15 protein-coding genes and 2 tRNA genes are annotated in these 23,106 nt (G+C 69.8%); 7 read left to right on the forward strand and 10 right to left on the reverse strand.

Translation table 11 applies throughout. From position 1 onward, the window contains the following. Nucleotides 1–17 precede the first annotated feature (17 nt). Entirely contained in the window at nt 18–1,148 is a 1,131-nt protein-coding gene (locus MRBLWH10_RS16650; protein WP_341940777.1) for an aminotransferase class V-fold PLP-dependent enzyme, read from the reverse strand. 317 nt (nt 1,149–1,465) lie between these two features. On the opposite strand from MRBLWH10_RS16650, the gene MRBLWH10_RS16655 reads away from it, so the two are divergent. After that, on the forward strand, nt 1,466–2,845 hold the full coding sequence (locus MRBLWH10_RS16655) for a reverse transcriptase family protein (protein ID WP_341940778.1): 1,380 nt from the start codon (nt 1,466–1,468) through the stop codon (nt 2,843–2,845). A 117-nt stretch (nt 2,846–2,962) separates the two neighbouring features. Here the strand turns inward: MRBLWH10_RS16655 and MRBLWH10_RS16660 are convergent, their stop codons facing one another. Next, a complete protein-coding gene (locus MRBLWH10_RS16660; RefSeq protein ID WP_341940779.1) occupies nt 2,963–8,983 on the reverse strand; it encodes a GH92 family glycosyl hydrolase in 6,021 nt (2,006 codons plus the stop codon). A 189-nt stretch (nt 8,984–9,172) separates the two neighbouring features. Between MRBLWH10_RS16660 and MRBLWH10_RS16665 the strand changes: the two genes are divergently transcribed. Continuing rightward, nucleotides 9,173–10,174 (forward strand): LacI family DNA-binding transcriptional regulator, encoded by a 1,002-nt coding sequence (locus MRBLWH10_RS16665; RefSeq protein ID WP_341940780.1) that lies wholly within the window; start codon nt 9,173–9,175, stop codon nt 10,172–10,174. A 167-nt stretch (nt 10,175–10,341) separates the two neighbouring features. Next, on the forward strand, nt 10,342–10,560 hold the full coding sequence (locus tag MRBLWH10_RS16670; protein WP_341940781.1) for a PLD nuclease N-terminal domain-containing protein: 219 nt from the start codon (nt 10,342–10,344) through the stop codon (nt 10,558–10,560). Nucleotides 10,561–10,666: 106 nt separating this feature from the next. Here MRBLWH10_RS16670 and ilvD read toward each other — a convergent pair whose 3' ends face one another. After that, entirely contained in the window at nt 10,667–12,571 is a 1,905-nt protein-coding gene (gene ilvD / locus MRBLWH10_RS16675; RefSeq protein WP_105673407.1) for a dihydroxy-acid dehydratase, read from the reverse strand. 76 nt (nt 12,572–12,647) lie between these two features. On the opposite strand from ilvD, the gene MRBLWH10_RS16680 reads away from it, so the two are divergent. From MRBLWH10_RS16680 to MRBLWH10_RS16690, 3 genes are all read left to right on the forward strand, one after another. Next, the gene (locus MRBLWH10_RS16680) at nt 12,648–13,481 is read left to right on the forward strand and encodes a helix-turn-helix transcriptional regulator (protein WP_341940782.1); all 834 of its coding nucleotides are present in this window, start codon (nt 12,648–12,650) and stop codon (nt 13,479–13,481) included. Between the two features lie 61 nt (nt 13,482–13,542). Next, entirely contained in the window at nt 13,543–14,904 is a 1,362-nt protein-coding gene (locus MRBLWH10_RS16685; RefSeq protein ID WP_341940783.1) for a 3' terminal RNA ribose 2'-O-methyltransferase Hen1, read from the forward strand. Then, a complete protein-coding gene (locus MRBLWH10_RS16690) occupies nt 14,901–17,420 on the forward strand; it encodes a polynucleotide kinase-phosphatase (RefSeq protein ID WP_341940784.1) in 2,520 nt (839 codons plus the stop codon). The genes MRBLWH10_RS16685 and MRBLWH10_RS16690 overlap by 4 nt, the downstream gene beginning before the upstream one ends. 96 nt (nt 17,421–17,516) lie before the next feature. Here MRBLWH10_RS16690 and MRBLWH10_RS16695 read toward each other — a convergent pair whose 3' ends face one another. The 7 genes from MRBLWH10_RS16695 to MRBLWH10_RS16725 all read right to left on the reverse strand — a co-directional run bounded on the left by MRBLWH10_RS16695 (nt 17,517) and on the right by MRBLWH10_RS16725 (nt 22,254). After that, nucleotides 17,517–17,876, reverse strand: a complete 360-nt coding sequence (locus MRBLWH10_RS16695; RefSeq protein WP_341940785.1) for a VOC family protein — start codon at nt 17,874–17,876, stop codon at nt 17,517–17,519. A 113-nt stretch (nt 17,877–17,989) separates the two neighbouring features. Then, complete coding sequence (locus tag MRBLWH10_RS16700; RefSeq protein ID WP_341940786.1) at nt 17,990–18,871, reverse strand: MerR family transcriptional regulator; 882 nt, start codon at nt 18,869–18,871, stop codon at nt 17,990–17,992. 277 nt (nt 18,872–19,148) lie between these two features. After that, nucleotides 19,149–19,221, reverse strand: a tRNA-Ala gene (locus MRBLWH10_RS16705). A gap of 25 nt (nt 19,222–19,246) precedes the next feature. Next, nucleotides 19,247–19,320 (reverse strand) — tRNA-Ile (locus MRBLWH10_RS16710). Nucleotides 19,321–19,418: 98 nt separating this feature from the next. Continuing rightward, nucleotides 19,419–20,315, reverse strand: coding sequence for a DUF4097 family beta strand repeat-containing protein (locus MRBLWH10_RS16715; protein ID WP_341940787.1), 897 nt, complete (start codon nt 20,313–20,315; stop codon nt 19,419–19,421). Next, nucleotides 20,312–21,001, reverse strand: a complete 690-nt coding sequence (locus MRBLWH10_RS16720) for a response regulator transcription factor (protein WP_341940788.1) — start codon at nt 20,999–21,001, stop codon at nt 20,312–20,314. The genes MRBLWH10_RS16715 and MRBLWH10_RS16720 overlap by 4 nt, the downstream gene beginning before the upstream one ends. Next, nucleotides 20,989–22,254: a histidine kinase gene (locus MRBLWH10_RS16725; protein ID WP_341940789.1), complete on the reverse strand. Its 1,266-nt coding sequence runs from the start codon at nt 22,252–22,254 to the stop codon at nt 20,989–20,991. The genes MRBLWH10_RS16720 and MRBLWH10_RS16725 overlap by 13 nt, the downstream gene beginning before the upstream one ends. Before the next feature lie 117 nt (nt 22,255–22,371). Between MRBLWH10_RS16725 and MRBLWH10_RS16730 the strand changes: the two genes are divergently transcribed. Beyond that, complete coding sequence (locus tag MRBLWH10_RS16730) at nt 22,372–23,082, forward strand: VIT family protein (protein ID WP_341940790.1); 711 nt, start codon at nt 22,372–22,374, stop codon at nt 23,080–23,082. Nucleotides 23,083–23,106 lie beyond the last annotated feature (24 nt).

Raw genomic sequence — 23,106 nt, forward strand, 5'->3', positions numbered from 1 at the left:
GCGCGGATCGAGGCCCGTCAGACCCCCATGCGGTCGAGCGCGGCTTCGAGCCGTGCGACCGCGCCGTCGACGTCGGTGAGCTTGTCGAGGCCGAAGAGCCCGACCCGGAAGGTCGAGAAGGCAGCGGGCTCGCCGCAGTGCAGGGGCACCCCGGCGGCGATCTGCACGCCCTCCGCGCGGAAGCGCGCGCCGCTGCGGAGCCCCGGGTCGTCGGTGTGCACGACGACCACGCTCGGTGCGGCCACCCCCTCCGCCGCCACCGACGGCAGACCCCGTGCGGCCAGGAGCGCCCGCACTCTCGCTCCGAGCTCGCCCTGCGCGTCTCGAAGGGCGGCGAAGCCGAGCCCGCGCGTCTCGATCATCTGCGCGAGGTTGTGGGCGATCGTGTCGGTCGGCATCGTCGCGTGATACCCCGCTGTTCCGTCGCGGTAGCCGTCGGAGATCGCGAGCCAGCGCCCGAGGTCCAGAGCGAAGCTCGTCGTGGCGCCGGCGGCGACGGCATCCCGTCCTCGCTCTCCGAGCATGACGTAGCCGACGCCGGGGGATCCGCTCCAGCCCTTCTGCGGGGCGCTGATCAGCACGTCGACGTCGAGCGCCGTCATGTCGACCCACATGGCCCCAGAGGCGATGCAGTCCAGCACGAGCACTCCGCCGACCTCGTGCACGGCGTCGGCGAGGGCTCTGACGTACGAGTCGGGCAGCATCATGCCCGCGGCCGTCTCGACGTGCGGGGCGAACACGACGTCCGGCCGGGACGACCGGATCGCGGCGACGACCTCGTCGATCGGCGCGGGGCTCCACTCCGCCTGCGCATCGTCGCCGTCGGGGCGCGCCGTGCACACGACGACGGATGACGCGATGCCACCGGTCTCGAGGATCTGCGACCACCGATAGGAGAACAGCCCGTTGCGGACGATGAGCGCGCGGCGCCCCGTCGCGAGCTGCCGCGCCACCGACTCCATCGCGTAGCTGCCGCCGCCGTTGACCACGACCGCGTCCTCCGCGCCGTACGCCTCGCGCAGGATCTCGAGGGTCTGCTGCATGACCGCGACGAAGCGGGCGGACATGTGGTTCAGCGACCGATCGGTGAAGACCACCGAGTACTCCAGCAGTCCGTCCGGATCGATGTCGTCGTGAGGAAGGCTCATCGCCCCAGTGTGTCAGGTGGGCTGCGCGGAGGGGAGGGGAGAGCGGATGCCGCGGCATCCGCTCTCCGTCGCCGTCGCGTCCGACGTTGTTGCTATCGTGGCGGCGTGCGATGGCTTGCGAGCGAGGCGGGTGGTTCACGCGGTGAGCCATCCTCTCCGGGGATACCCCGGGGCACGCAGGCCGATCTGGAACGAACGCCGCAGGCGCCTCCCTGCGCTTCGCGCAGTACGGTGCCCGCACTGATGGACGAGTCGCGCGCAGGCCATCGCACCCTCTTCACCGTCCGACGAGCTGATGGCCGGACGGTCTCCACACGATGACGGAGGCGCCGACGCCCGCGACGCGCGTGCTCGCCCGGACGCCCCGCCCTGAGGCCTCGGCGATCGCCACGGCGTTGGCTGACGCCTTCCTCGCTGCGGACGCGTGGACGGCTCCGCACCTCGTCGACGCAGGATCCTTCGTCCTCGGCGCGCGCCGACGCTGGCTCCCGCGGGTGGTCGACGACGTCATGGTCGACTTCGTCAGAGCACCCGTCGATTCCCCCCGGTTGCTGATCACGGTGATCGGCGATTCGCCGGCGTTCCGCGCAGCGATCGAGAAGGCCGACGCCGCCAGGACTCCGATCCGCATCCACCACCACGTCGTGGCGACGACGCGCTCGCGGGAGCCCGCAGCGGGGCTCCCGCGCATCGACGACATCGCCGCCCTCGCGAAGCTGCTCGAACTGACCGATGGGCAGCTCGCGTGGTTCGCCGACACGAAGCGGTGGAACCGTCGAGCGCGCCCCGGTCCGCTCCACCATTACCGCTACGAATGGCGATCGCGACCGGGGCGCGTCCCGAGACTGCTGGAGGTCCCGGAGGAACGGCTGCGCCGGGTCCAGCGACGCCTGCTGGAACGCGTGCTCGGCCTCATCCCCGCGAACGATGCGGCCCACGGCTTCATGCAAGGACGGAGTGCCGTCACGGGCGCCGCTCGGCACGTGGGTGCGGACATCGTCGTCTCGGTCGACCTCACGACGTTCTTCGCCCGCGTGTCGGCGGGGCGCGTCTACGGCACCCTCCGCCAGTCCGGGTACTCGGAGTCCGTCGCTCACACGATCGCGGGGGTGTGCACGAGCGCCGTGCCTCCTCGCGTGCTCGCCGCGATGCCTCCCGGCGGGACACCGGAGGAGCGATTCGCTCTTCGTCGGGCTCTGGCCGCGAACCATCTCCCCCAGGGAGCCCCGTCGTCTCCGATGATCGCGAACCTCGCCGTGCGCCGGCTCGACTCGCGTCTGACCGGTTGGGCCGCCGCCGTCGACGCCGCCTACACGCGCTACGCCGATGACCTCACGTTCAGCGGCGGACCCTCGCTCGCCGCGCGGCCGGACGCCTTCATCCGCGGAGTGCGGCGGATCGTCGAGGGCGAGGGGCATTCCCTCAACGAACGGAAGACCAGGATCAGGCGACAGGCCACGAGGCAGGCGGTCACCGGGATCATCGTGAACGAGCGCCTCAACCTGGTGCGGGGCGACTACGACCGGTTGAAGGCCATCATCCACAACTGCATCCTGCACGGACCGTCGTCGCAGAATCGTGCCGGGGTCGCGGACTTCCGGGCCCACCTGCGGGGGCGCATCTCCTGGGTCGAGTCCCTGAATGCTCAGCGAGGGGCGAGGCTCAGGGCGGAGTTCGCACGCATCGTCTGGGCCTGACGCGCTTCTCCGGCATTCAGTCCGCGGACGGAGAGCGGATGCTGCGGCATCCGCGGCTCACAGCACGACCGCCCTCCCCGGAGTGCGGGGAGGGCGGTCGTGGGGATCCTGCGGGGGTCAGGACTCCCTGCGGCGGCGGGTCACGAGGACTCCACCGGCCGCGAGCAGCACCAGCAGCGCCACGATCAGCACGATCGGCACCGCTCCGCCCGTTCCGGCGAGACCACCGCCGACGACAGCCGCGGCCGTCACCTGCAGCGCGGCCTGGGCGGTGAGGCCCGTGTCGGCGCCGGTGGCGACGACGGTGTGCGCGCCGACCGGGGCGTTCGCGGGCACGGCCACCTGGATGCGGAAGGAACCCGCACCGTCGGCGACCACGTCCGCGAGGTGGATCGGGTCGGAGTGCAGCACGATCGAGACCTTCTCGCCCGCGCCGAAGCCGCGGCCGATGAGCTCGAACGAGCCGCCCTGGACGACGCTCTTCACGCCGACCACGATCTCCGCGTCGAGCACCGGGGTGCTGCGCACGTCGAGCGTGAGCGGGGCGGACGTCGAGCCGAGGTAGGCCTTCGGATCCGACGGCACGAAGCGCGCGATGTAGGTGTGCGCACCCGAGGTCTCGATGCGGATGTCGGCCGTCGCCGCTCCCGCCGAGACTCCGGCGGATCCGACCACGACATCGCCCTCGAGGAACTCGACCTGACCCGCCGCGCCTGCCGGCTTCACCGTGGCGGTGAGGGCGACGGACTCGCCGGCGACCGGATCGGTCGCCGTGGTCGAGAGCACGACGGTCGTCGCCGTGGCGCCGGTCGATCCGGTGACGACAAGCACCGTGGCCCGCGCCTCGACGTTCGAGACGCTGCCGAGGGCGATCACGGGGTGAGCGCCGTCCACGGCATCCGCGGGGACCGTGACGTCGGCCGACACCGTGCCGTCGTCGAGGGCCTTCACGACCACCGGCTCCTCGTCGTCGATGCGGATCGAGACGCTCTCACCCGGCGCGAAGCCCGTGCCGGTCACGTGCACCGTGTCACCCGGCTCCACCTCGGCGCCGTCCACCGTGATCACGGGCTCGTACTCCGGTTCCGGCTCGGCGACCACGATCTGCAGCTGCGCGTCGGCCGACTTCACGCCGTCGTCCGCCGTGACCGTGACCGTGTAGGTGCCGGCCGCGGCGTAGGTGTGCGTGCCGGTGACGGCGCCCGAGGCCACGTCGACCGTGGACACGGGAGACCCGTCGCCCCAGTTGACCACCGCGGTCGCCTCGCCGGAGCCGCCCGAGACCGCGGCCAGCGCGGCCTCGAACTCCTCGCCGGCGATCTGATCGGCCACGGTCGAGGCGGTCACCGCCAGCGGAGCGGCGGCGGCGCGGTCGCCGTCGGAGGCGATGGCGAACACGTGCACGCGTCCGTCGCGGAGCGTACCTGCCTCCTTCGGCATCGTGAGCGACTCCACGACCTTCGGCTTCCCGTCGGCGTCGAGGTCGATCGTGATCGGCGCGGTCGCGTAGATCGCGGTGTTCTTCACACTGGACTCCGCGCCGGTACCCGACAGGCGTCCCTCGGAGACCGCGACCACCGAGTTGCCGAACGCCGGGCTGCCGGATGCTCCCACCCAGTCGCCGAACGAGATCTGCACGCGCTGCTCGGTGCCGTCGGTGAAGTGCAGCACCGCCTCAGGCTGACGCGCCTTCTCCGTCGCCGTGCCGACGAACGCGAGCTGCGTCGCGCCGGTGCCGAGGTCGAGGCGGATCGTCTGACCCTCTCCGGTGAGGTTGTCCGGAGCGCCGGGGGCGACAGCGGGCAGATCGTAGGTGAGGGAGGAGCCGGGGAGCGTCAGGGTCTGACCCTGCACGAACCCGTCGGCGGCGAGCTTGTCGCGGTAGTACCCGTAGCCCTGGTCATCGCAGTTCGCGGCGGTCAGGTTGAGGTCGCCGATGCACACGCCGTTGAAGCTGCCGACGAGCGTCTCATCGCGGTAGACCGTGACGGTCGCCGCACCGGATGCCGTGGCGCCCGTCGAGTCGCGCACCACGACCGTCGCCGTGTACGTGCCCGGGGCGTCGAAGGTGTGCGGGGCGCTCACCTTCCAGCCGCCGAGATCGTCGCGAGTGAGCTTCACGCTCGGAACCGGGGTGCCGTCGCCGTAGTCCACCGTGACGGTGTAGCCGGCGGCATCCGTCTCCTCGCCGATGATGGTCCCGAGGCTGCCGGTGAACGACGTTCCCGCCGCGACCCGCTGCGGGGCGGCCGGGGTGATCGAGAGTCCGTCGGCCCCTGCGGCCTTCGCGAACAGCTCGACCTCGGACAGCGACAGGGCATCGCCCGCACCCGTGAGGCTCAGCTTGATGCTCGTGTAGCCGCCCTCGCCGTTCGCCGTGAACGGCCGGGTCTGGGTGTCCCACGCGAACGTCTCGCCCGTGCGTGAATCGAGCTCTGTCCAGTTCACGCCGTCGGTGGAGCCCGAGAGCGTCCAGCTCGACGGGGCGCTGCCCTTCGCGGCATCCGTCAGCGTGTATTGCCCGATCGAGACCGGACCGGACTGCGAGGTCCAGACCAGCTCGGCGGTCGCGCCCGCGAACGTCGTCTTCGAGTTCATGTTGTCGTCGACGAGCGCGCCGACCGGAGTGCCGTCGGCGGCCGTGAGGATGCCGCGTCCGGGCTTGGTCGCATCGACCAGGCTCGTCGGCACCGCGAGCGGCTCCGTGAGGTCCTTCGCACCCCACGCCGAGGGCTGCGCGCTCATCGTGAAGTCGAGCGTGCCGCCCGCACGGACGAGGTCGCCGTCGAACGTGGTGTCGGAGACGGCCGTGCCGTTGATGCTGACGCCGGCGACGTAGTCCTTGCCGCTGGACGCCCCGGGGGCGTTGATGACCAGGTCGGTGTCGCCGATCGAGAGCGTCGCGCTGTCGAACAGGGGCGTGCCGACCGTGTAGTTCCCCGATCCGACCTCCATCGGGTAGAACCCGAGGGCCGAGAACACGTACCAGGCCGAGAACTCGCCGTTGTCCTCGTCGCCGGGGTAACCCTGGCCGATGTCGGAGCCCACGAAGAGGCGGTCCTGGATGTCGCGGATCAGCTTCTGCGCACCGGACGGGTCGCCGGCCTCGGCGAGCACGTAGGGGATGTGGTGGGAGATCTGGTTCGACATGCCCAGCATCCCGAGGCGCACGTCGCGCGCCTCCCGAGCCTCGTGGATGCCGGAGTAGTCGGCCTTCTCACGGGTCGTGAGGAACTGGTGCAGGTTGTCGAGGAGCCCCTGCCTGCCGCCGTAGAGCGCGGCGAGTCCGTCGACGTCGTGGGGAGCGTGGTACCCGAAGGTCCAGGCGCTCGCCTCGGTGAAGGCACCGCCCCACGCCTTCTTGTCGAAGTCCGCGCCGGACGTCCAGGAACCGTCGGCGTTGCGCGAGGTGAACGTGCCCGCCTCGGGGTTGAACATCTCGACGTAGTGCTCGGCGCGGGCCTCGAAATAGGTGGCCTCGTCCTTCAGCCGCTCGATGCGATCGGCCGGGGTCTTCGGGTCCTCGGACAGCGCCTTCGCCATCTCCGCGATGCCGAAGTCGTTGATGAAGCCCTCCAGGCCCCACGATGCGCTCTCGTGCGTCGTCGCCTCGGTGTATCCGAGGAAGATCGACTGCGCGATGCCCTTGCGGCCGACGTCGTTCGAGGGCGGCAGCACGGTCGCGTTCTTGACCGCCGCGTCATAGGCCTCGAGGGCCGTGTCGGTGTCGAGGGATCCGGCGAGGTACGCCTCGGCGAACGCCACATCGGAGCTCGTGCCGGTCATCAGGTCGGCGTAGCCCGGAGACGACCACCGCGCCACCCAGCCGCCGTCGCGGTACTGCTGCACGAAGCCGTCGACGAGGTCCTCGGTGACGTCGGGATACAGCAGCGAGTACAGCGGCCAGGCCGTGCGATAGGTGTCCCAGAAGCCGTTGTTGACGTAGATCTTTCCGTCGACGATCTTGGCGTTGGTCTGGGTGTCGGTCGCGGATCCCGTCGTCGGGGAGACGGGGCTCGCGTACTTGTAGACCGGATCGGCCGCGCTTCCCGTGTTCTCGAACTGCGAGTTCGGGTACAGGTTCAGGCGGTACAGGCTCGAGTAGAGGTTGACCAGCTGCGCGTCGGTCGCGCCCTTGACGTCGTGCACGACGCCGAGGCGGTCGTTCCATGCGGCTTCTACGGCGGCATGGGCCTTATCGAAGGAGACGCCGGAGAGCTCGAAGTCGAAGTTCTTGCGCGCCTGATCCTGCGAGATGAACGAGGTCGACAGCCGCAGCTCGACGGTGCGGTCGCCCGAGGTGTCGAACGCCGCATAGCGTGCGGTGCCGTTGCGGTCGCCCTTGGTGGTGGCGCCGGATGCCGTGGGCTGGCGGTCGAACGTGCCGTACACGAACATCCGCGTGCGCCCCGGCCAGCCGGAGCCGCCGTCGACCCAACCGGTCACGGTGTCGCCGGTGACCGAGAGCTTGGAGGAGTTCACGAGCTGGTCGATGACGACCGAGCTCGCGTCGCCCGTGAACTCGAAGCGGTAGATGGCGCCGTGGTCGGTGGCGGTGACATCGGTCTGGATGCCGTTGTCGAAGCCGACGCTGTAGATGTCGGGACGGGCGATCTCGTTGTCGTGGCTGAACGCGAGCTTGCGGTCGTTCAGCGAGGACGTGGGGTTGCCGTTCGCGGCGGGCATCACGGCGAGCGAGTTGCGGTCGCCCATCCAGATGCTCGGCTCGTGCGAGATGCCGATGCCGTTGAGGGTCGGCTGGTTCTGCGCGTTGTTGGCGCGCTGGTACTGGTACAGCGTGCCCGCGTTGTCGGCGTTGGTCATCGGGGTGATGAAGTTGAAGCCGTTCGGCCAGGCCACCGCCGGGAAGTTGTTGCCCCGGGAGAAGCCGCCGGTCGAGTTCGTGCCGCGACGGGTGTCGACGAACGACACGAGGCCGTCGGAGATGTCGCGGGGCGCGACCTCGGCGATGGAGATGTCGTCGAGCCAGCCCGTGAAGGCCGTGCCCGCCGTGGGCACCTCGACGGCGTGCACGTCGGAGCCGGGGTGGTCGTAGGTGAAGAGGACGTCGTCGACCGTGCGGCCGGCGAACTGGCCGAGATCGACGGTCACCCTGTTCCACTGGTTCGGCCACAGGCTGTTCGACTGCCCCTTGGCCTTCGCGTTCGCCGCGTAGCCGTAGGAGTCGACGGCGCCGCTGGTGGAGAGGGTCGTGCCGTCGGTGAACCGCAGGTCGACCGCGACGAACGTGGCCGCGTACGTCTGCTCGCCGTCGAGCACCGGGAAGACGGCGTACGAGAGGGCGGTGTCGTCGGCGACCGCGATGTCGACGTCGCTGTACAGGGTCGAGGTCGAGGAGGCGGGGCCCGCCTCGAGGGTGCGGCCCGTGTACTGCAGGGCCTTCACGCCGGTGAAGCCGACGCCGGTCTTGGCGGTGTCGGAGCTGGCGGGACCGGACCCGGTCGCGAGGAAGAGGTCGCTGGGCGGGGGCGTCGCGCCGTCGACGGCGATGGGCTCCCAGCCGGCGAGCTGCAGGATGTTCTTGCTGGGGTCGCGCACGGCCTGCACGTCGAGACGGTAGTAGGTGTACGCCGGGCTCGGCGTCGCGAGCGTGAAGCTGCGGGTCTCGCCGCGACCGGTGAAGAGCTCGCCGCTGCGCTGGTCGACCGTGTCCCAGTCGGTGCCGTTGTTGGAGCCCTGCACCCGGAAGTCCTTGGGGTCGCGCTCCTGGGCGTCGCCGCCGGAGGTGAGCGTGTAGCGCACCATCGGCTGCGGGGTGCTCAGCTGGTACTGCACCCACCCGGTGTTCTGGAACGCCAGCCACTTCGTGCCCGCGTTGCCGTCGGCGACGTTGGCGGCACCCTCGTTGGGGGTGTTCTGAGCGGATGCCGTGACCGCCGACACCTGGCCGAGCACGCTTCCGGGGGTGAAGCGGTCGCCGGTGACGTTGACGGCGGCGCCCGTGCCGGTGAGCACGGGCGCGGCATCCGTCGTCTCGAACGACGAACGGAACGTCGTGCCGCCGGCGGCGATCGCCTGCATCGGGGTCAGCATGGCGAGGGTCACGGCGAGGGCGACGCCTCCCGCCGCCCAGGCGCGACGGCCGGGTCGTGCGTTCCTCGGGGATGGAACGGTCATGGTTGCTCCTTGAACTCCACTGCGATGTGTCGTCTGCGGCCGACGGGTGTGCTGCCGCCGCGCCGTCCACTTCATGACAGCGCTGTCATATGATGAGGACGCTACCACAGCGACGGTGGAGCGCGGAAGACATGATCGACGCATCCGCCGCGATAATGGGGATGCCCGCCGACGACCACAGGGGAGACGATGACGAGATCGGATGCAGAGCAGCCGGCGCGTCCGACGCTCGCCCAGGTCGCCGAGCGCGCGGGAGTGAGTCTGAAGACGGCATCCCGCGCCCTGGGCGGCGAATCGTATGTGAGCGAGAAGACGCTCGCCGTGGTGCTCGACGCGGCGAGGGAGCTCGACTATCAGCGCAACTCCGCCGCCAGCCTCCTGGCCTCCGGGCGACTCGCCGACTCGATCGGACTGATCACCGGCGACTTCACCAACCCGTTCTACTCCGCCCTCGCGCAGGGAATCGAAGACGAGATCCGCCCGCGGGGGATGCACCTCTCGGTGACCAACTCCCGTGAATCGGCCGAGCAGGAGCGACGGGTCGCGCACGACCTCGCCGACCGGCAGACGAAGGCCGTGATCACCGTCTCGGCGATGCCCGACCACCGCGACTACGCATCGCTGCAGGCCCGCGGCATCCCCGTCGTGTTCGTCGACCGGCCGGCCGAGCAGGTCGAGGCCGACTCTGTCGTGTTCGACAACCGCGAGGGCGGACGGCTCGCCGCACGGCACCTCATCGACGCCGGGCATCGTCGCATCGCGTTCATCGGCGACTACGCGTGGCTCCCCACCTACCGGCAGCGCATGGCGGGCATGGGCGACGTGCTCGATCCCGCGGGCTCCGACTGGCGCGAGCTGCTGCGCGCCGACGCGCACGACGTGGTCTCGTCACGCGCCTGCGTGCGGGAACTGCTCGCCCTCGCGCATCCGCCGACCGCGATCGTCGCAGGGAACAACCGGATCCTGCTCGGCGCCATGGAGGAGCTCGCGGGGATGCCGGCATCCGCCCGCCCTGCCGTACTGGGCTTCGACGACCCCGAGTGGGCGCAGGTGCTCGGCATCACCGTCGTGACCGGTGAGGTCGAGGCGCTCGGGCGTCAGGCCGCACGCCTCGCGGTCGCCCGACTCAGCGACCGCTCGCGCCCCTTCGAGAACGTCGTGCTCCCGATGCGGCTGATCTCCCGCGGCTGAGCCCGCCCGCGCCGTCATAGGCCGCACCGCCTCGGTGAAGGGTCAGGAAACGTCGAGTCCGAGGGCTCAGACCCGACGTTCCGTGACTCCTCAGCCCCGAGCGGCGCATGACCTCTGCGTGACTGACCTACCGGACGCATGAACGTGGACCTGGCACGATGTGAACCATGGAGTCCTTCAGCATCCCGCACGTGATCGTTCTGCTCGTCGTGTTCCTCGTGTTCGCTGCGGTGGTCGTGCTGTTCATCCGCGCGGTCATGGGGATCATCAACAGCCGTGGAACCGGTGTGGAGAAGGCGGTGTGGATCCTGATCGTGCTGGCCTTCCCGATCCTCGGCCCGATCATCTGGCTCGTCACGAACAAGAACGGCTCCACGACCACCTGATCTGCGCCCCGCGCACGGCGTTGAGGGGTCACGTATCGTCGTGTCCGAGAGCGCTGACGCGACGTTAAGTGACTCCCCAGCACCGAGCGGCGCGAGTGACGCCGGATCAGGCGAGGGATGCCGCGCTGCGGAGCTCCTGCTCGCGCATCGCGCGCTCGACAGCCTCCACATCGCGCACCGCGCCGCGGTCGGCCGAGGTCGCCATCGCCGCGTACGCCCGCAGCGCGAGTGACACGGGGCGCTGCCGATCGACCGGGCGGTAGCCGCCGGCATCCAGCAGCCGCTCGCGGCGACGCTCAAGCTCCGACTCGTCGACGCGCAGGCTCATCGACCGGGAGGGGATGTCGATGTCGATGATGTCGCCGTCCTCGACCAGGGCGATGACGCCGCCCGCGGCCGCCTCGGGGGAGACGTGGCCGATCGAGAGTCCCGACGTGCCGCCGGAGAAGCGGCCGTCGGTGATCAGCGCGCAGACCTTGCCGAGTCCACGGCCCTTGAGGAAGGACGTCGGGTGGAGCATCTCCTGCATGCCGGGTCCGCCCTTGGGCCCCTCGTAGCGGATCACGACCACATCGCCCGGCTGCACCTTCTTGCCGAGGATCTTCGCGACCGCTTCCTCCTGCGACTCGCACACCACTGCGGGGCCGGAGAACACGAGGATCGACGGGTCCACGCCCGCCGTCTTCACCACGGCGCCGTCCACGGCGATGTTGCCGCGGAGCACCGCGAGGCCGCCGTCGACCGAGTAGGCGTGGTCGATGTCGCGGATGCAGCCGTTCTCGGCATCCTCGTCGAGAGTCGCCCAGCGCTCGGACTGCGAGAACGCACTCGACGACCGCACGCCGCCCGGAGCCGCGAGCCACAGCTCCTTGGCGGTCTCGGTGGCCTTGCCGCCGCGGATGTCCCAGTCGTCGAGCCAGTCGGCGAAGGAGGCGGAGTGGATCGTGCTGACGTTCTCGTCGAGAAGTCCGCCGCGGCGGAGCTCGCCGAGCACCGCCGGGATGCCGCCGGCCCGGTGCACGTCCTCCATGTAGTACATGCGGCCGTAGGCGGGGTTCGGGGCGATCTTCGCGAGGCAGGGCACGCGGCGCGACACGGCGTCGATCTCGTCGAGGCCGAAGTCGATGCCGGCCTCGTGCGCCGCGGCGAGCAGATGCAGGATCGTGTTCGTCGAGCCGCCCATCGCGATGTCGAGGGCCATCGCGTTCTCGAAGGCGGCGAAGCTCGCGACCTCGCGCGGCAGCACCGAGCGGTCGTCCTCGTCGTAGAAGCGATGCGTGATCTGCACGGCGACTTCGCCGGCCTTCTCGTACAGCGCGCGGCGGGCGGTGTGCGTCGCGAGCACCGAGCCGTTTCCCGGCAGGGCGAGGCCGAGCGCCTCGACGAGGCAGTTCATCGAGTTCGCGGTGAACATACCCGAGCACGAGCCGCACGTCGGGCAGGCGTTCTCCTCGATGCGCTGGATGTCGGCATCCGACACCGTGTCGTTCGCCGCCTCGGAGATCGCGTCGACGAGGTCGAGCGTGCGCACGCTGCCGTCGACGAGGGTCGCCCGGCCGGACTCCATCGGTCCGCCGGAGACGAAGACCGTCGGGATGTTGAGGCGCAGAGCGGCCATGAGCATGCCGGGGGTGATCTTGTCGCAGTTCGAGATGCAGACCAGGGCATCGGCCTGGTGGGCGTTGACCATGTACTCGACCGAGTCGGCGATGAGGTCGCGCGAGGGGAGGGAGTACAGCATCCCTCCGTGTCCCATCGCGATGCCGTCGTCGACCGCGATCGTGTTGAACTCGCGCGGGATGCCGCCGGCCGCGGAGATCGCGTCGCTGACGATGCGTCCGACCGGCTGCAGGTGCGTGTGACCGGGGACGAACTCGGTGAAGCTGTTCGCGACGGCGATCATCGGCTTGCCGAAGTCGGCGGCGTTGACGCCGGCGGCGCGGAAGAGCGCGCGGGCGCCGGCGGCGTTGCGTCCGTGCGTGACGGTGCGGGAGCGAAGAGGCGTGGGCATTCTTCCACCCTGGTGGCATCCCGATGTCGTCGGAAGACGGCGCTGATACTAGTAGTGAGAGCACTAGGTTTGATGCATGACCACCGACGACCAGCAGCGCACCGAGCTCGGCGCCTTCCTGCGCGCCCGACGGTCGCTGCTCGACCGGGCGGCGTTCGGTCTGCCCCCCGCGGGTCGCGGCCGCACGGTCGGCCTGCGGCGCGAGGAGATCTCCTTCCTCTCCGGCGTGAGCGTGACCTGGTACACCTGGCTCGAACAGGGCAGGGACATCAACCCGTCGAGGCAGGTGCTGGATGCGGTCGCCACCGCGCTGCACCTCACCGTCGCGGAGCACGACTACGTGCTGACGCTCGCGGGATTCGCCCCCAGTCGCCCGGGCTCGAGCGTCGCCGTCGAGACGGCTCCCGCTCACGTGCAGCGATTCCTCGACGCGCTCGACGAGCACCCCGCCTACGCGCTCGCCCCGGACTGGGGCATCGCCGGATGGAACAGCGCCTACGAGCGGCTGTACCCCAACGTCGCCACGACGCCCCCTGAGCAGCGCAACCTGCTGTGGCTCATCTTCACCGACCCCGCGGTGCGGTCGCTCCTCGACGACTGGGACGACACGAGCCGCCGGTTCCTCGCCGAATTCCGAGCCGAGGCCGGACCGAGGCTCGGCGACCCGCGCTACCGCGACGTCATCGGCCGGCTGATGGACGCGAGCCCCGAGTTCCGCGAGCGCTGGGAGAGCCACGGGGTCGGCGGCTTCGAGTCGCGCGAGCGGGTGTTCCTGCATCCGACCCTCGGCCGCCTCGTGTTCGAGCACCACCAGCTGCGTCCGTCTGACCTGACCGACGTGCAGCTCGTCGTCTACGTCGCCGATGCGCAGACGCGGGAGAGGTTCGCCGGGCGGCCGTCCGCAGAGTGATCCTGGTGCGGATCCGCGGCGGACCTAGACTGAGGCGAAATGCCATCAACCGGGGGTGTCGATGCTGTTCACACTGACCTACGAGCCGGATGAGGACGTCGACGCGACCGTCCTCGGCTACCTGCTGCACAAGCATCCGGCGAAGGTGCAGACCTTCTCCGCCCCCGTCGGTGACATCCACGTCTTCTATCCGGAGGCGACGGCCGAACGCACGACCGCGGCGGTGCTCGTGGAGGTCGATCCCGTCGGACTCGTGCGGAACAAGCGGTTCCGGGGCGACGCCGGAGCACTCGACCACTACGTCAACGACCGCCCGTACGTGGCGTCGAGCATGCTGGCCGTCGCGATCGGCACGGTGTTCCGCACGGCGATGACCGGCCGCAGCGACTCGTATCCCGAACTCGCCGAGTCACCCCTGCCGCTGCGCATCGACGTGCCGGTGGTCTCCACCCGCGGCGAGGAAGACGACCTGGTGCGTCGCATGTTCGAGCCGTGCGGCTGGGATGTCGTCGAGCAGAGCATCCCGCTCGATCCCGCCCACCCGGACTGGGGCGACTCACGCTACAGCTCGGTCACCCTGAGCGGGCGTGTCCGGCTGGCGGACGCCCTGCGACAGCTCTACGTCCTGCTTCCGGTGCTCGACGACACCAAGCACTACTGGGTCGGCGATGATGAGATCTCGAAGCTGGAGCGCGCGGGAGAGGGGTGGCTCGCCGATCACCCCGAGCGCGAGCTGATCACACGACGGTATCTCGTGCACCAGCGATCGCTGCTCGCCCAGACAGCAGACGAGGACGACGCCGTTCGGGAGACGCCGCTGCGGGTGCATCGAGCGGATGCCGTGATGCAGGCGCTCAGGGATGCCGGCGCACACCGCGTCGTCGACATGGGATGCGGTCCCGGTGCGCTGCTCTCGCGGCTCGCGAGCGATCGGTCGTTCACGAAGATCGTCGGCGTCGACGTGTCAGCGCGGTCATTGGAACGAGCGGCACGGATGCTGCGCCTCGACGCCGCGTCGGATGCCGAGCGGGAGCGGATCGAGCTGCTCCACGGCTCCGTGGTCTACCGGGATGACAGGCTCCGCGGCTACGACGCGATGGTGCTGATGGAGGTGATCGAGCACGTGGAGCCGCCACGGCTGCGCGCGCTCGAGGATGCGGTCTTCGCGGGTGCGGACCCCGCCTCGGTGATCGTGACGACGCCGAACGCGGAGTACAACGCGCTGTATCCGACGTTGGGATCCGGCGGTCACCGCCACGACGATCATCGGTTCGAGTGGACGCGTGAGCAGTTCCGCGGCTGGGCTGACGCCGTCGCCTCCCGCCACGGATACACGGTCGAGTATCGCCCGATCGGAGAAGAAGACGCCGTGCTCGGATCACCGACTCAGCTCGCACTCTTCCGACGGGAGGTGGCCGCATGACCGTGCTCGACATCCCCGCTGCATCGCTCGTCGTGCTCGTCGGCGCCTCGGGGTCGGGTAAGTCGACCTTCGCGCGCGACCACTTCGGCCCCTACGAGACCCTGTCCAGCGACTCGTTCCGCGGTCTCGTCGCGAACGACGAGACCGATCAGTCGGCTACGGCGGCGGCATTCGATGCGCTGCAGTACGTCGCCGGCAAACGGCTGGCCGCCGGACTTCTCACCGTGATCGACGCCACGAGCGTGCAACCTGACGCGCGTCGCAAGCTCGTGGAACTCGCCAAAGCACACGACGTGCTCCCCGTCGCCATCGTGTTCGACCTGCCTGAGTCGGTGAGCAGCGCGCGCAATGAGATTCGCGCGGATCGATCGATTCCGGCCGGTGTCGTCAAGCGGCAGACCGATCAGCTGCGCCGCGGCCTGCGTCACCTCGCGAAGGAGGGATTCCGCAAGGTGCACATCCTCCGCACTCCCGAGGATGTCGCGTCCGTGACGATCACGCGCACCCGGCTGCTCAACGATCGTTCGGATGAGCACGGCCCCTTCGACGTCATCGGCGATGTGCACGGATGCCGCAGCGAGCTCGAGACGCTGCTGGGGGCGCTCGGGTACGCGCTCTCCCGTGATGAGCAGGGCCGGCCCGTCGATGCGACGCACCCCGAAGGACGTCGCGTGGTCTTCGTCGGCGACCTCGTGGACAGAGGACCCGACGTCGTGGGTGTGCTCCGTCTCGCGATGGGGATGGTCGCATCCGGCACTGCGCTGGCCGTGGCCGGGAACCACGAGGCCAAGCTCGTCAAGGCGCTGCGTGGTGCCAAGGTCACGATCTCGCACGGACTGGAGGAGACGCTCGCCCAGCTGGCCGGTGAGTCGGAGGGGTTCCGGAACCGGGTCGCGACGTTCTGCTACGACCTCATCTCCCACCTCGTGCTCGACGACGGTCGCCTCATCGTGGCGCATGCCGGTCTCAAGGAGCAGTACCACGGCCGGGCGTCGGGTCGGGTCCGAGCGTTCGCCCTCTACGGCGAGACGACGGGGGAGACCGACGAGTTCGGTCTGCCCGTGCGCTACCCGTGGGCGCAGGACTATCGCGGCAAGGCCGTCGTGCTCTACGGTCACACCCCGGTGCCGACTGTCGAGTGGATCAACAACACGGCGTGCCTCGACACCGGCTGCGTCTTCGGTGGCGCCCTCTCGGCGATGCGGTACCCGGAGCGCGAGGTCGTCTCGGTTCCCGCGGAGCAGGTCTGGTACGAGCCGATCCGCCCCCTGGCGGCCGAGACCCCTGCGAGGGAGCCTGGCGTGCTCAGCCTCGCCGACGTGCAGGGCAAGCTGATCATCGAGACGGGCACCCACGGCAAGATCGGCATCAAGGAGGAGCAGTCCGCGGGCGGACTCGAGACGATGAGCCGGTGGGCGACCGACCCGCGGTGGCTCGTCTACCTTCCGCCGACCATGTCGCCGCCGAGCACCTCGGCGCGGGAGGGGTATCTCGAGCATCCCGCTGAGGCGTTCTCCTCCTTCCGCGACCAGGGCGTGACCGATGTGATCTGCGAGGAGAAGCACATGGGCTCACGCGCGGTCGTGCTCGTGTCGCGCGATCCCCGCAGGTTCGATGCTCCCGACGACTGGCGCGGGGTCATCCACACACGGACCGGACGGCCGTTCTTCGACCCCGTGACCGAACGGAGCTTCCTCGAACGGCTCGACACGGCACTGGAGCACGCGGGGGTATGGGACCAGGTCGCCGCGGACTGGGTGCTTCTCGACGGGGAGATCCTGCCCTGGTCGCTCAAGACGGGCGATCTCATCCGTGAACAGTACGCCTCGGTGGGCGCGGCAGGGGTGACCGCGATGAGCGCCGCCGAGTCCGTGCTGGCTCAGGCCGCGGCATCCGGCATCGACGTCGCCGAGCTCGCCGGTCGGACGCGCGCACGCGTCGAGGACATCGGTCTCTTCCGGGACGCATACCGGCGCTTCGTCGGCGACCCCGGGGAGGTGCGCTTCGCACCGTTCCAGCTGCTCGCAGCGGGGGATTCGACGTTCGAGACCCGCGACCATGACTGGCACCTCGCGATCGCCGACCGTCTCGTCGCGACCGCCCCGGACCTCATCACGCCTACTGCTCGGCTCCGTGTCGACCTCGGCGACGCGGATGCGACCGCGCACGCGATTCGCTGGTGGGAGGATCTGACGGCGGCCGGTGGTGAAGGCATGGTCGTCAAGCCGTTCGCGAACCTGAGCCGCACCGAGAAGGGTCTCGTGCAGCCGGGCATCAAGGTGCGCGGACGGGAGTACCTCCGCATCATCTACGGACCCGACTACACCGAGCCCGCGAGCCTCGCGCGCCTGCGCGACCGCGACACCGGCCGCAAGAGGTCCCTCGCCGGTCGTGAGTACGCTCTCGGGCTGGAGGCGCTGCGGCGTTTCACGTCCGGCGAACCTCTCTGGCGGGTCCATGAGGCGGTCTTCGGCGTGCTCGCGCTGGAATCCGACCCGATCGACCCCCGACTGTAGACGGCAGCTCCGCCCGATTTCCCGCGGGTGAGGGCGGCTCCGGAACGGATTCCGGAGCCGCCCTGCGGCCGCGACGACCGCACTCTCGCCTGCGGTTCAGTCGGCGTTCTTGCGCTGCCAGACTCCGAACCGGTTGCCCGCCGGATCGGAGAGGTGCGCGAAGATGATCGCACCGTTGTCCACCGGGGGCAGCACGATCTGAGCCCCGTTCGCGGTCGCCGCGGCGACGCTCGTCTCGACGTCTGCCACCTCGACGTAGAACACGGCCCACGTTCCGGATCCGATCCCGCTGGTGTCCCACAGGCCACCGGCGTTCCCGTTCACCATGGCGTATCCGGCGGGTCCGGCCGGTCCGAACTCCCAGCCGAAGACCTGTCCGTAGAAGGCCTTCGCCGCCTCGGGGTCCGGCGTGCCGACCTCGAAGTAGTTCACGGTGTTCATGCTCGACTCGCTCATCTGCGATCGTCCTTCCGGTCCGTGAGTATCGCCCGCTGCGATGCTCTCGGATCGAGTCTGAGATCTACCACTGTGCGAGGGTCAAGCCACGAGAGGCTGACCCCTCTGACGGGTCAGCCGATGGGGACGTTGACCTCGGTCACCCACTTGTCGGGGTCCGGCTCGCGACCCGGCCCGACGACGTAGACGGTGAAGAGAGGACCGACCTGCGTGCGACCCTGCGTCGCGATCCACGCGCCGATCGATTCGGTCGCCCGATGGATGCCGTCGAACCCGCCGTGGTGGGTCGTCCACGCCACCCTCTGTGCGGGAAGGTCGACCACCTCGAATCCGCCCTGCGGTGTGAAGGAGCCGCGATAGTCGCGCCAGATCGCCATCTCCACATCCTCGTCGCGATACTCCTCGTCGAAGTAGGTCGCGCCGACCAGGTCACCGAACCCGGAGGGGTCGACGCCGGCCGCGGAAGCCATCAGAGTCCGCAGATCCGCCCACAGCTCGCCCTCGGCCGGATAGCAGGCGACGGTGCGACGCAACTGCAGCACCCGCGCGGACGGGAACATCCGCTCGCTCACCACCGATCCGGTCGATCCGAGGTCTGCGGCCAGACTCAGCGCGAGGTCTCTCTGCGCCGCGAGCTGACGAGCAGCCTCCTCGAGACCGGCGATATGCACGTCGAGCCGATCCCGGAGCACCGCGGGAGACTCCTCGTACAGGGGCAGCAGCTCCATGATCAGCGCGATGCCGCACCCCGCATCGCGCAACGAACGGATGCGCCCCGCGATCCGCAGCTGTTCGACGGTGTAACGCCGATACCCGGTGAACGGATCGACCACGGCCGGGATCAGCACGCCCCGATCGTCGTAGTGCCGCAGCATCCGCACGCTCAGACCGGCGTACCGGGAGAAGGCCCCGATGTTCAGCAGCGGGGCCGAGCCGTCGTGCTCCGGCAACCGCACCCGATGCCGTGTCGCGTCGGCGTCTTCGTACCCGGTCATGGCTTCATGATGCCAGTCGTGGGGATGACGGGGCACCGCACGTCCGGGAGGAGAACGCACGCTCGGACGGAGAGATGACGCACGAACCTCAGCCCGAGCGTGAGATCTCCTCCCGTCGGGAGGAGAAGGTGCTCCGTGTGGAGCGGCCGAGGAGACTCCGTGTGGGGGGAGCCTAGGAGACTCCGCCCTTCCGCTTCGCTCCAGGGCTCCCCGAATCACTCAACCCGATAGATGCGAGAAGGCCCCCGGGCTGCGCTCGGGGGCCTTCTCGCATCTGTGGAGCCTAGGAGATTCGAACTCCTGACATCCTGCTTGCAAAGCAGGCGCTCTACCAACTGAGCTAAGGCCCCTCATGGGGATTTCTTGAGTTAAGGGTGGGGCTACCAGGACTTGAACCTGGGACCTCTTCATTATCAGTGAAGCGCTCTAACCGCCTGAGCTATAGCCCCGTCAACCTCCAAGACTTTACCGGAAGATCCGACAAAATCCGAATCGAGGCAGGTGTGCGGCGGATGCCGGGCGTTTCGGCCCGGCATCCGCCTCTCGATCATCTGCCCGGACGCAGCGTGACCGTGCCAGCGGCGAGGGTCACATCGATCGAGTTCCGTGAGCTCGAGGAGTGGTCGAGCCTGTTATCGAGCGTTCCCGCGCTCACGTTCTGGGTGATGTTGTACTCGCCGACGGGGACGGTCAGGTCGAGACCGCCCGCGCTCACGTCGATCGAGGTCTCGCTCGGAGCCGCACCGGTGAGCTCGACCGAGAGGTCACCGGCCGATACGGCGAAGTCGGCCTCGCGCACGCCGTCGAGGAGGATGTCGGCGCTGCCGGCGCTCACGTCTGCGTCGAGCGACGACGCCGACCCGGAGATGGTCAGGTCGCCCGCCGACAGCTCGGTGTCGAGCTCCCCGAAGCGCCCCGTGACGTCGAGGCTGCCCGCGCTCAGAGTGAAGGACGCGTCGAGCCCCTGCAGTTCGGACGGAAGGGTCAGCACGACCGAACGGTCGTCGTCGAACCAGCCGCCGAACCACCAGCCGAACACCGTCTCCGGTCCGCGGACGAGCAGCTCGTCCTCGTCGCGCTGCAGCGTCCATGCGCCGCCGCGGCCGCCGGTCACGGCGAGCTGCGCCTGGTCGACGTCGCCGAACTCGACACGCACATCGCTCGCGCTCGCGTTGAGGTCGAGTTCCGAGACGCCCGTCACGTCGAGCTCCAGCACGGTGTCGCTGCGAGACAGATCTCCGGATGCGGCGACCGCTGCCGTCGCCCCGGTGCCGGCCAGCGCGAGCCCGCCGATCACGGCGAGCGTGACGGTGATCCAGCTCGTCCCGCCCGGTCGCGGAGCCGCAGCCTGAGGCTGGGCCGGAGCCGGAGCCGGCGCCGGAGCCGGAGCCGGAGCCGGGGTCGATGCGGGAGGGGGAGTGAGGGGGTTCTGTTCGGTGCTCATCGTGCGGCTCCTGTCTGGCCTGCGGGCGGCGTCGGGCCGCCGGTGTTCTCGATGTGGGCGAGGGCGGCGAGCACACGGCGGTTGCCCGACTCGTCCGGCTCGAAGCCCAGCTTCTGGAAGATGGAAGTGATGTGCTTCTCGACGCTCGCCTCCGAGAGGAAGAGCAGCGCGGCGATCGCCTGGTTCGACTTTCCCTCCGCGATCAGCGCCAGCACGGTGCGCTCGCGCTCGGTGAGCCGCAGCATCCGGTCGTCCTTGTTGCGTCTCGTGAGCAGCTGCGCGACGACCTCGGGGTCGAGCACGGTCGCGCCCTCGGAGATGCGGGTGACCGATTCCAGGAACTCCGACACGTCGGCGACCCTGTCCTTCAGCAGGTAGCCGAGGGGGCCGCCCTGTGCGGCGATGAGGTCGGATGCGTAGCGCTCCTCGACGTACTGCGACAGCACGAGCAGAGGCAGCGCGGCGTCGGTGGCCCGCAGCGCGAGCGCGGCGCGGATCCCCTCGTCGGTGAACGTCGGCGGGAGGCGCACATCGAGGATGCACAGCTCGGGCGCGGCATCCGCCACCGCCTCGGCGAGGCCATCGGTGTCGGGGAGAGCGGCGACCACCTGGTGGCCGGCGTCCTCGAGCAGTCGCACGAGTCCTTCGCGCAGCAGGACGGAGTCCTCGCAGATCAGGATGCGCATGGCACGTTCACCTCCAGGCTGGTGGGTCCGCCCGCAGGGCTGTCGAGGCGGAACGTGCCCCCGGCGGCGAGGATGCGGTTGGCGATGCCGTCGAGTCCACCGCCGGGCTGCACCTGCGCGCCGCCCATACCGTTGTCTTCGACGCGAGCCCACAGCGTATTGCCCTCGCGAAGCCGCACGGTCACCCGCGCCTCGCTCGCACGGGAGTGCTTGGCGGCATTGGTCAGCGACTCGGCGATCGCGAAGTACACGGCGGCCTCGGCCTCACGGCTGCAGCGTCCGTCCATGCGGACGTCGAGATTCACGGGGATGTGGGAGCGGCTGGCGAGGGCCGACAGTGCAGCGTCCAGTCCGCGGTCGTCGAGGACCGAGGCGTGGATGCCGCGGGCCAGCTGCCGCAGCTCGGTGATCGCCGCCTTCGTCGAGGTGTGCGCCTCGGCGATGAGGTCCTTCGCGGCTGCCGGATCGTCGTCGATCTTCTGATGCGCGAGTCCCAGCGTCATGCCGACGGAGACGAGCCGCGGCTGGACGCCGTCGTGCAGGTCGCGCTCGATGCGGGTGCGTTCGAGGTCGGCCGCCCGCACGGCGCCCTCGCGCTGCGCGGTCGTGGTGCGGACGCGCTCGGTGAGCTCGGCCTCGCGGCTCTGCGCCACGATCGCGAGCGACAGCGTGCGGTGGAGCAGGGCGAGACCGACGATGCCGGCGGCGCTCAGCACGACGCCGAGCGCACCGATCACCGGAGCCCATGCCGCATCCACGAGGGACCCGAACGGACCGTCCACCTCTCCGTCGCCCGCGAGCGGTGCGAAGGAGATGATGCCCGACCAGACGAGGGTCCAGAACAGGCGCAGCACGATCACACCGGCGATGCACGCGAGCGCGAAGTTCGCGAGAGCCCTCCACATCCGGCCGTCGATGACCTGACGCCCGAGGGAGCGGGCCCATCCGCTGAAGCCGGGGCGGTCGCTCGTGCGGCGACGCAGCGGCGCCACCGGCACGCGGTACAGCGAACCGACTCGCGCCACCTCGAACCAGCCGAGGCCGAAGAGCGCGTAGACGAGGCCGATCAGCAGGAAGATGCCGATGCCGAAGGCGAAGAGGAGCCCGAGTCCGGCGCCGAACAGGCCGGTCAGCATTCCGAAGATGCCTGCGCCCAGAACGCCGAGCGCGGCGAGATGGAGGATCGTCAGGAGGATCCGCAACGGCGGTCTCGCCGTGTCCTCCTGCAGTGGGGTCGCAGTCTGTGTGGTCATAGTCCCAAGGTACGGTGACGCCGCGACCCGCGACACGGAGGCACCCGGACACTCGGCTTCGGGTTTTCCCTACCCTGTGCCGTCGACCTGTACACGGGTCTCTGGTTCACTGGCCTCATGACCACTCATGAAGGCGAAGCGCACGGTGCAGGACTCGGCCAGCGGCTGAACTGGCTGCGAGCGGGGGTGCTCGGGGCGAACGACGGCATCGTCTCGGTTGCGTCGCTCGTTGTCGGCGTCGCCGGCGCCACGACCGACAACGCGGCACTGCTCACGGCGGGGATCGCGGGGCTCGTCGGCGGCGCCATCTCCATGGCGCTCGGGGAGTACGTGTCGGTCAGCAGCCAGCGCGACAGCGAGCGCGCGCTCATCGCGAAGGAGAAGGAGGAGCTGCGCACCCTCCCCGAGCAGGAGCTTGCCGAGCTCACCTCGCTCTACCGGGAACGGGGTCTCAGCGAGGAGACCGCCCGCAAGGTCGCCGAGGAGCTGACCGCCCACGACGCGCTCTCGGCGCACCTCGAGGTCGAGCTCGGCATCGACCAGGACGATCTGGTCAACCCCTGGCACGCCGCCATGTCCTCCGCCATCGCCTTCACGCTCGGAGCCCTGCTGCCGCTGCTCGCGATCCTGCTGCCGCCGCCGGCATGGCGGGTTCCCGTCACCTTCGTCGCCGTGCTCGTCGCCCTGGCCGTCACGGGTGCGGTGAGCGCGAGGATCGGCGGGTCGAAACCGGTGCGCGCCTCGGTGCGTCTCGTGATCGGCGGCGGTCTCGCCCTCGCCGTGACCTGGCTGATCGGCACCCTGCTCGGCACCACGGGCATCGCCTGAGAACGACGAAGGGCGGATGCCGCA

It is taken from the genome of Microbacterium sp. LWH10-1.2 (genome assembly GCF_038397765.1).
GTDB lineage: Bacteria > Actinomycetota > Actinomycetes > Actinomycetales > Microbacteriaceae > Microbacterium > Microbacterium natoriense.

Bases quoted from the DNA above. Each gene is read 5' to 3' on its own strand.
- MRBLWH10_RS16650 (WP_341940777.1), bottom strand. From the start codon at position 1,148: ATGAGCCTTCCTCACGACGACATCGATCCGGACGGACTGCTGGAGTAC.
- MRBLWH10_RS16665 (WP_341940780.1), top strand. From the start codon at position 9,173: ATGACGAGATCGGATGCAGAGCAGCCGGCGCGTCCGACGCTCGCCCAG.
- MRBLWH10_RS16730 (WP_341940790.1), top strand. From the start codon at position 22,372: ATGACCACTCATGAAGGCGAAGCGCACGGTGCAGGACTCGGCCAGCGG.
- MRBLWH10_RS16720 (WP_341940788.1), bottom strand. From the start codon at position 21,001: ATGCGCATCCTGATCTGCGAGGACTCCGTCCTGCTGCGCGAAGGACTC.
- MRBLWH10_RS16695 (WP_341940785.1), bottom strand. From the start codon at position 17,876: ATGAGCGAGTCGAGCATGAACACCGTGAACTACTTCGAGGTCGGCACG.
- MRBLWH10_RS16670 (WP_341940781.1), top strand. From the start codon at position 10,342: ATGGAGTCCTTCAGCATCCCGCACGTGATCGTTCTGCTCGTCGTGTTC.
- MRBLWH10_RS16690 (WP_341940784.1), top strand. From the start codon at position 14,901: ATGACCGTGCTCGACATCCCCGCTGCATCGCTCGTCGTGCTCGTCGGC.
- MRBLWH10_RS16715 (WP_341940787.1), bottom strand. From the start codon at position 20,315: ATGAGCACCGAACAGAACCCCCTCACTCCCCCTCCCGCATCGACCCCG.
- MRBLWH10_RS16700 (WP_341940786.1), bottom strand. From the start codon at position 18,871: ATGACCGGGTACGAAGACGCCGACGCGACACGGCATCGGGTGCGGTTG.
- MRBLWH10_RS16680 (WP_341940782.1), top strand. From the start codon at position 12,648: ATGACCACCGACGACCAGCAGCGCACCGAGCTCGGCGCCTTCCTGCGC.
- MRBLWH10_RS16655 (WP_341940778.1), top strand. From the start codon at position 1,466: ATGACGGAGGCGCCGACGCCCGCGACGCGCGTGCTCGCCCGGACGCCC.
- MRBLWH10_RS16685 (WP_341940783.1), top strand. From the start codon at position 13,543: ATGCTGTTCACACTGACCTACGAGCCGGATGAGGACGTCGACGCGACC.
- ilvD (WP_105673407.1), bottom strand. From the start codon at position 12,571: ATGCCCACGCCTCTTCGCTCCCGCACCGTCACGCACGGACGCAACGCC.
- MRBLWH10_RS16725 (WP_341940789.1), bottom strand. From the start codon at position 22,254: ATGACCACACAGACTGCGACCCCACTGCAGGAGGACACGGCGAGACCG.
- MRBLWH10_RS16660 (WP_341940779.1), bottom strand. From the start codon at position 8,983: ATGACCGTTCCATCCCCGAGGAACGCACGACCCGGCCGTCGCGCCTGG.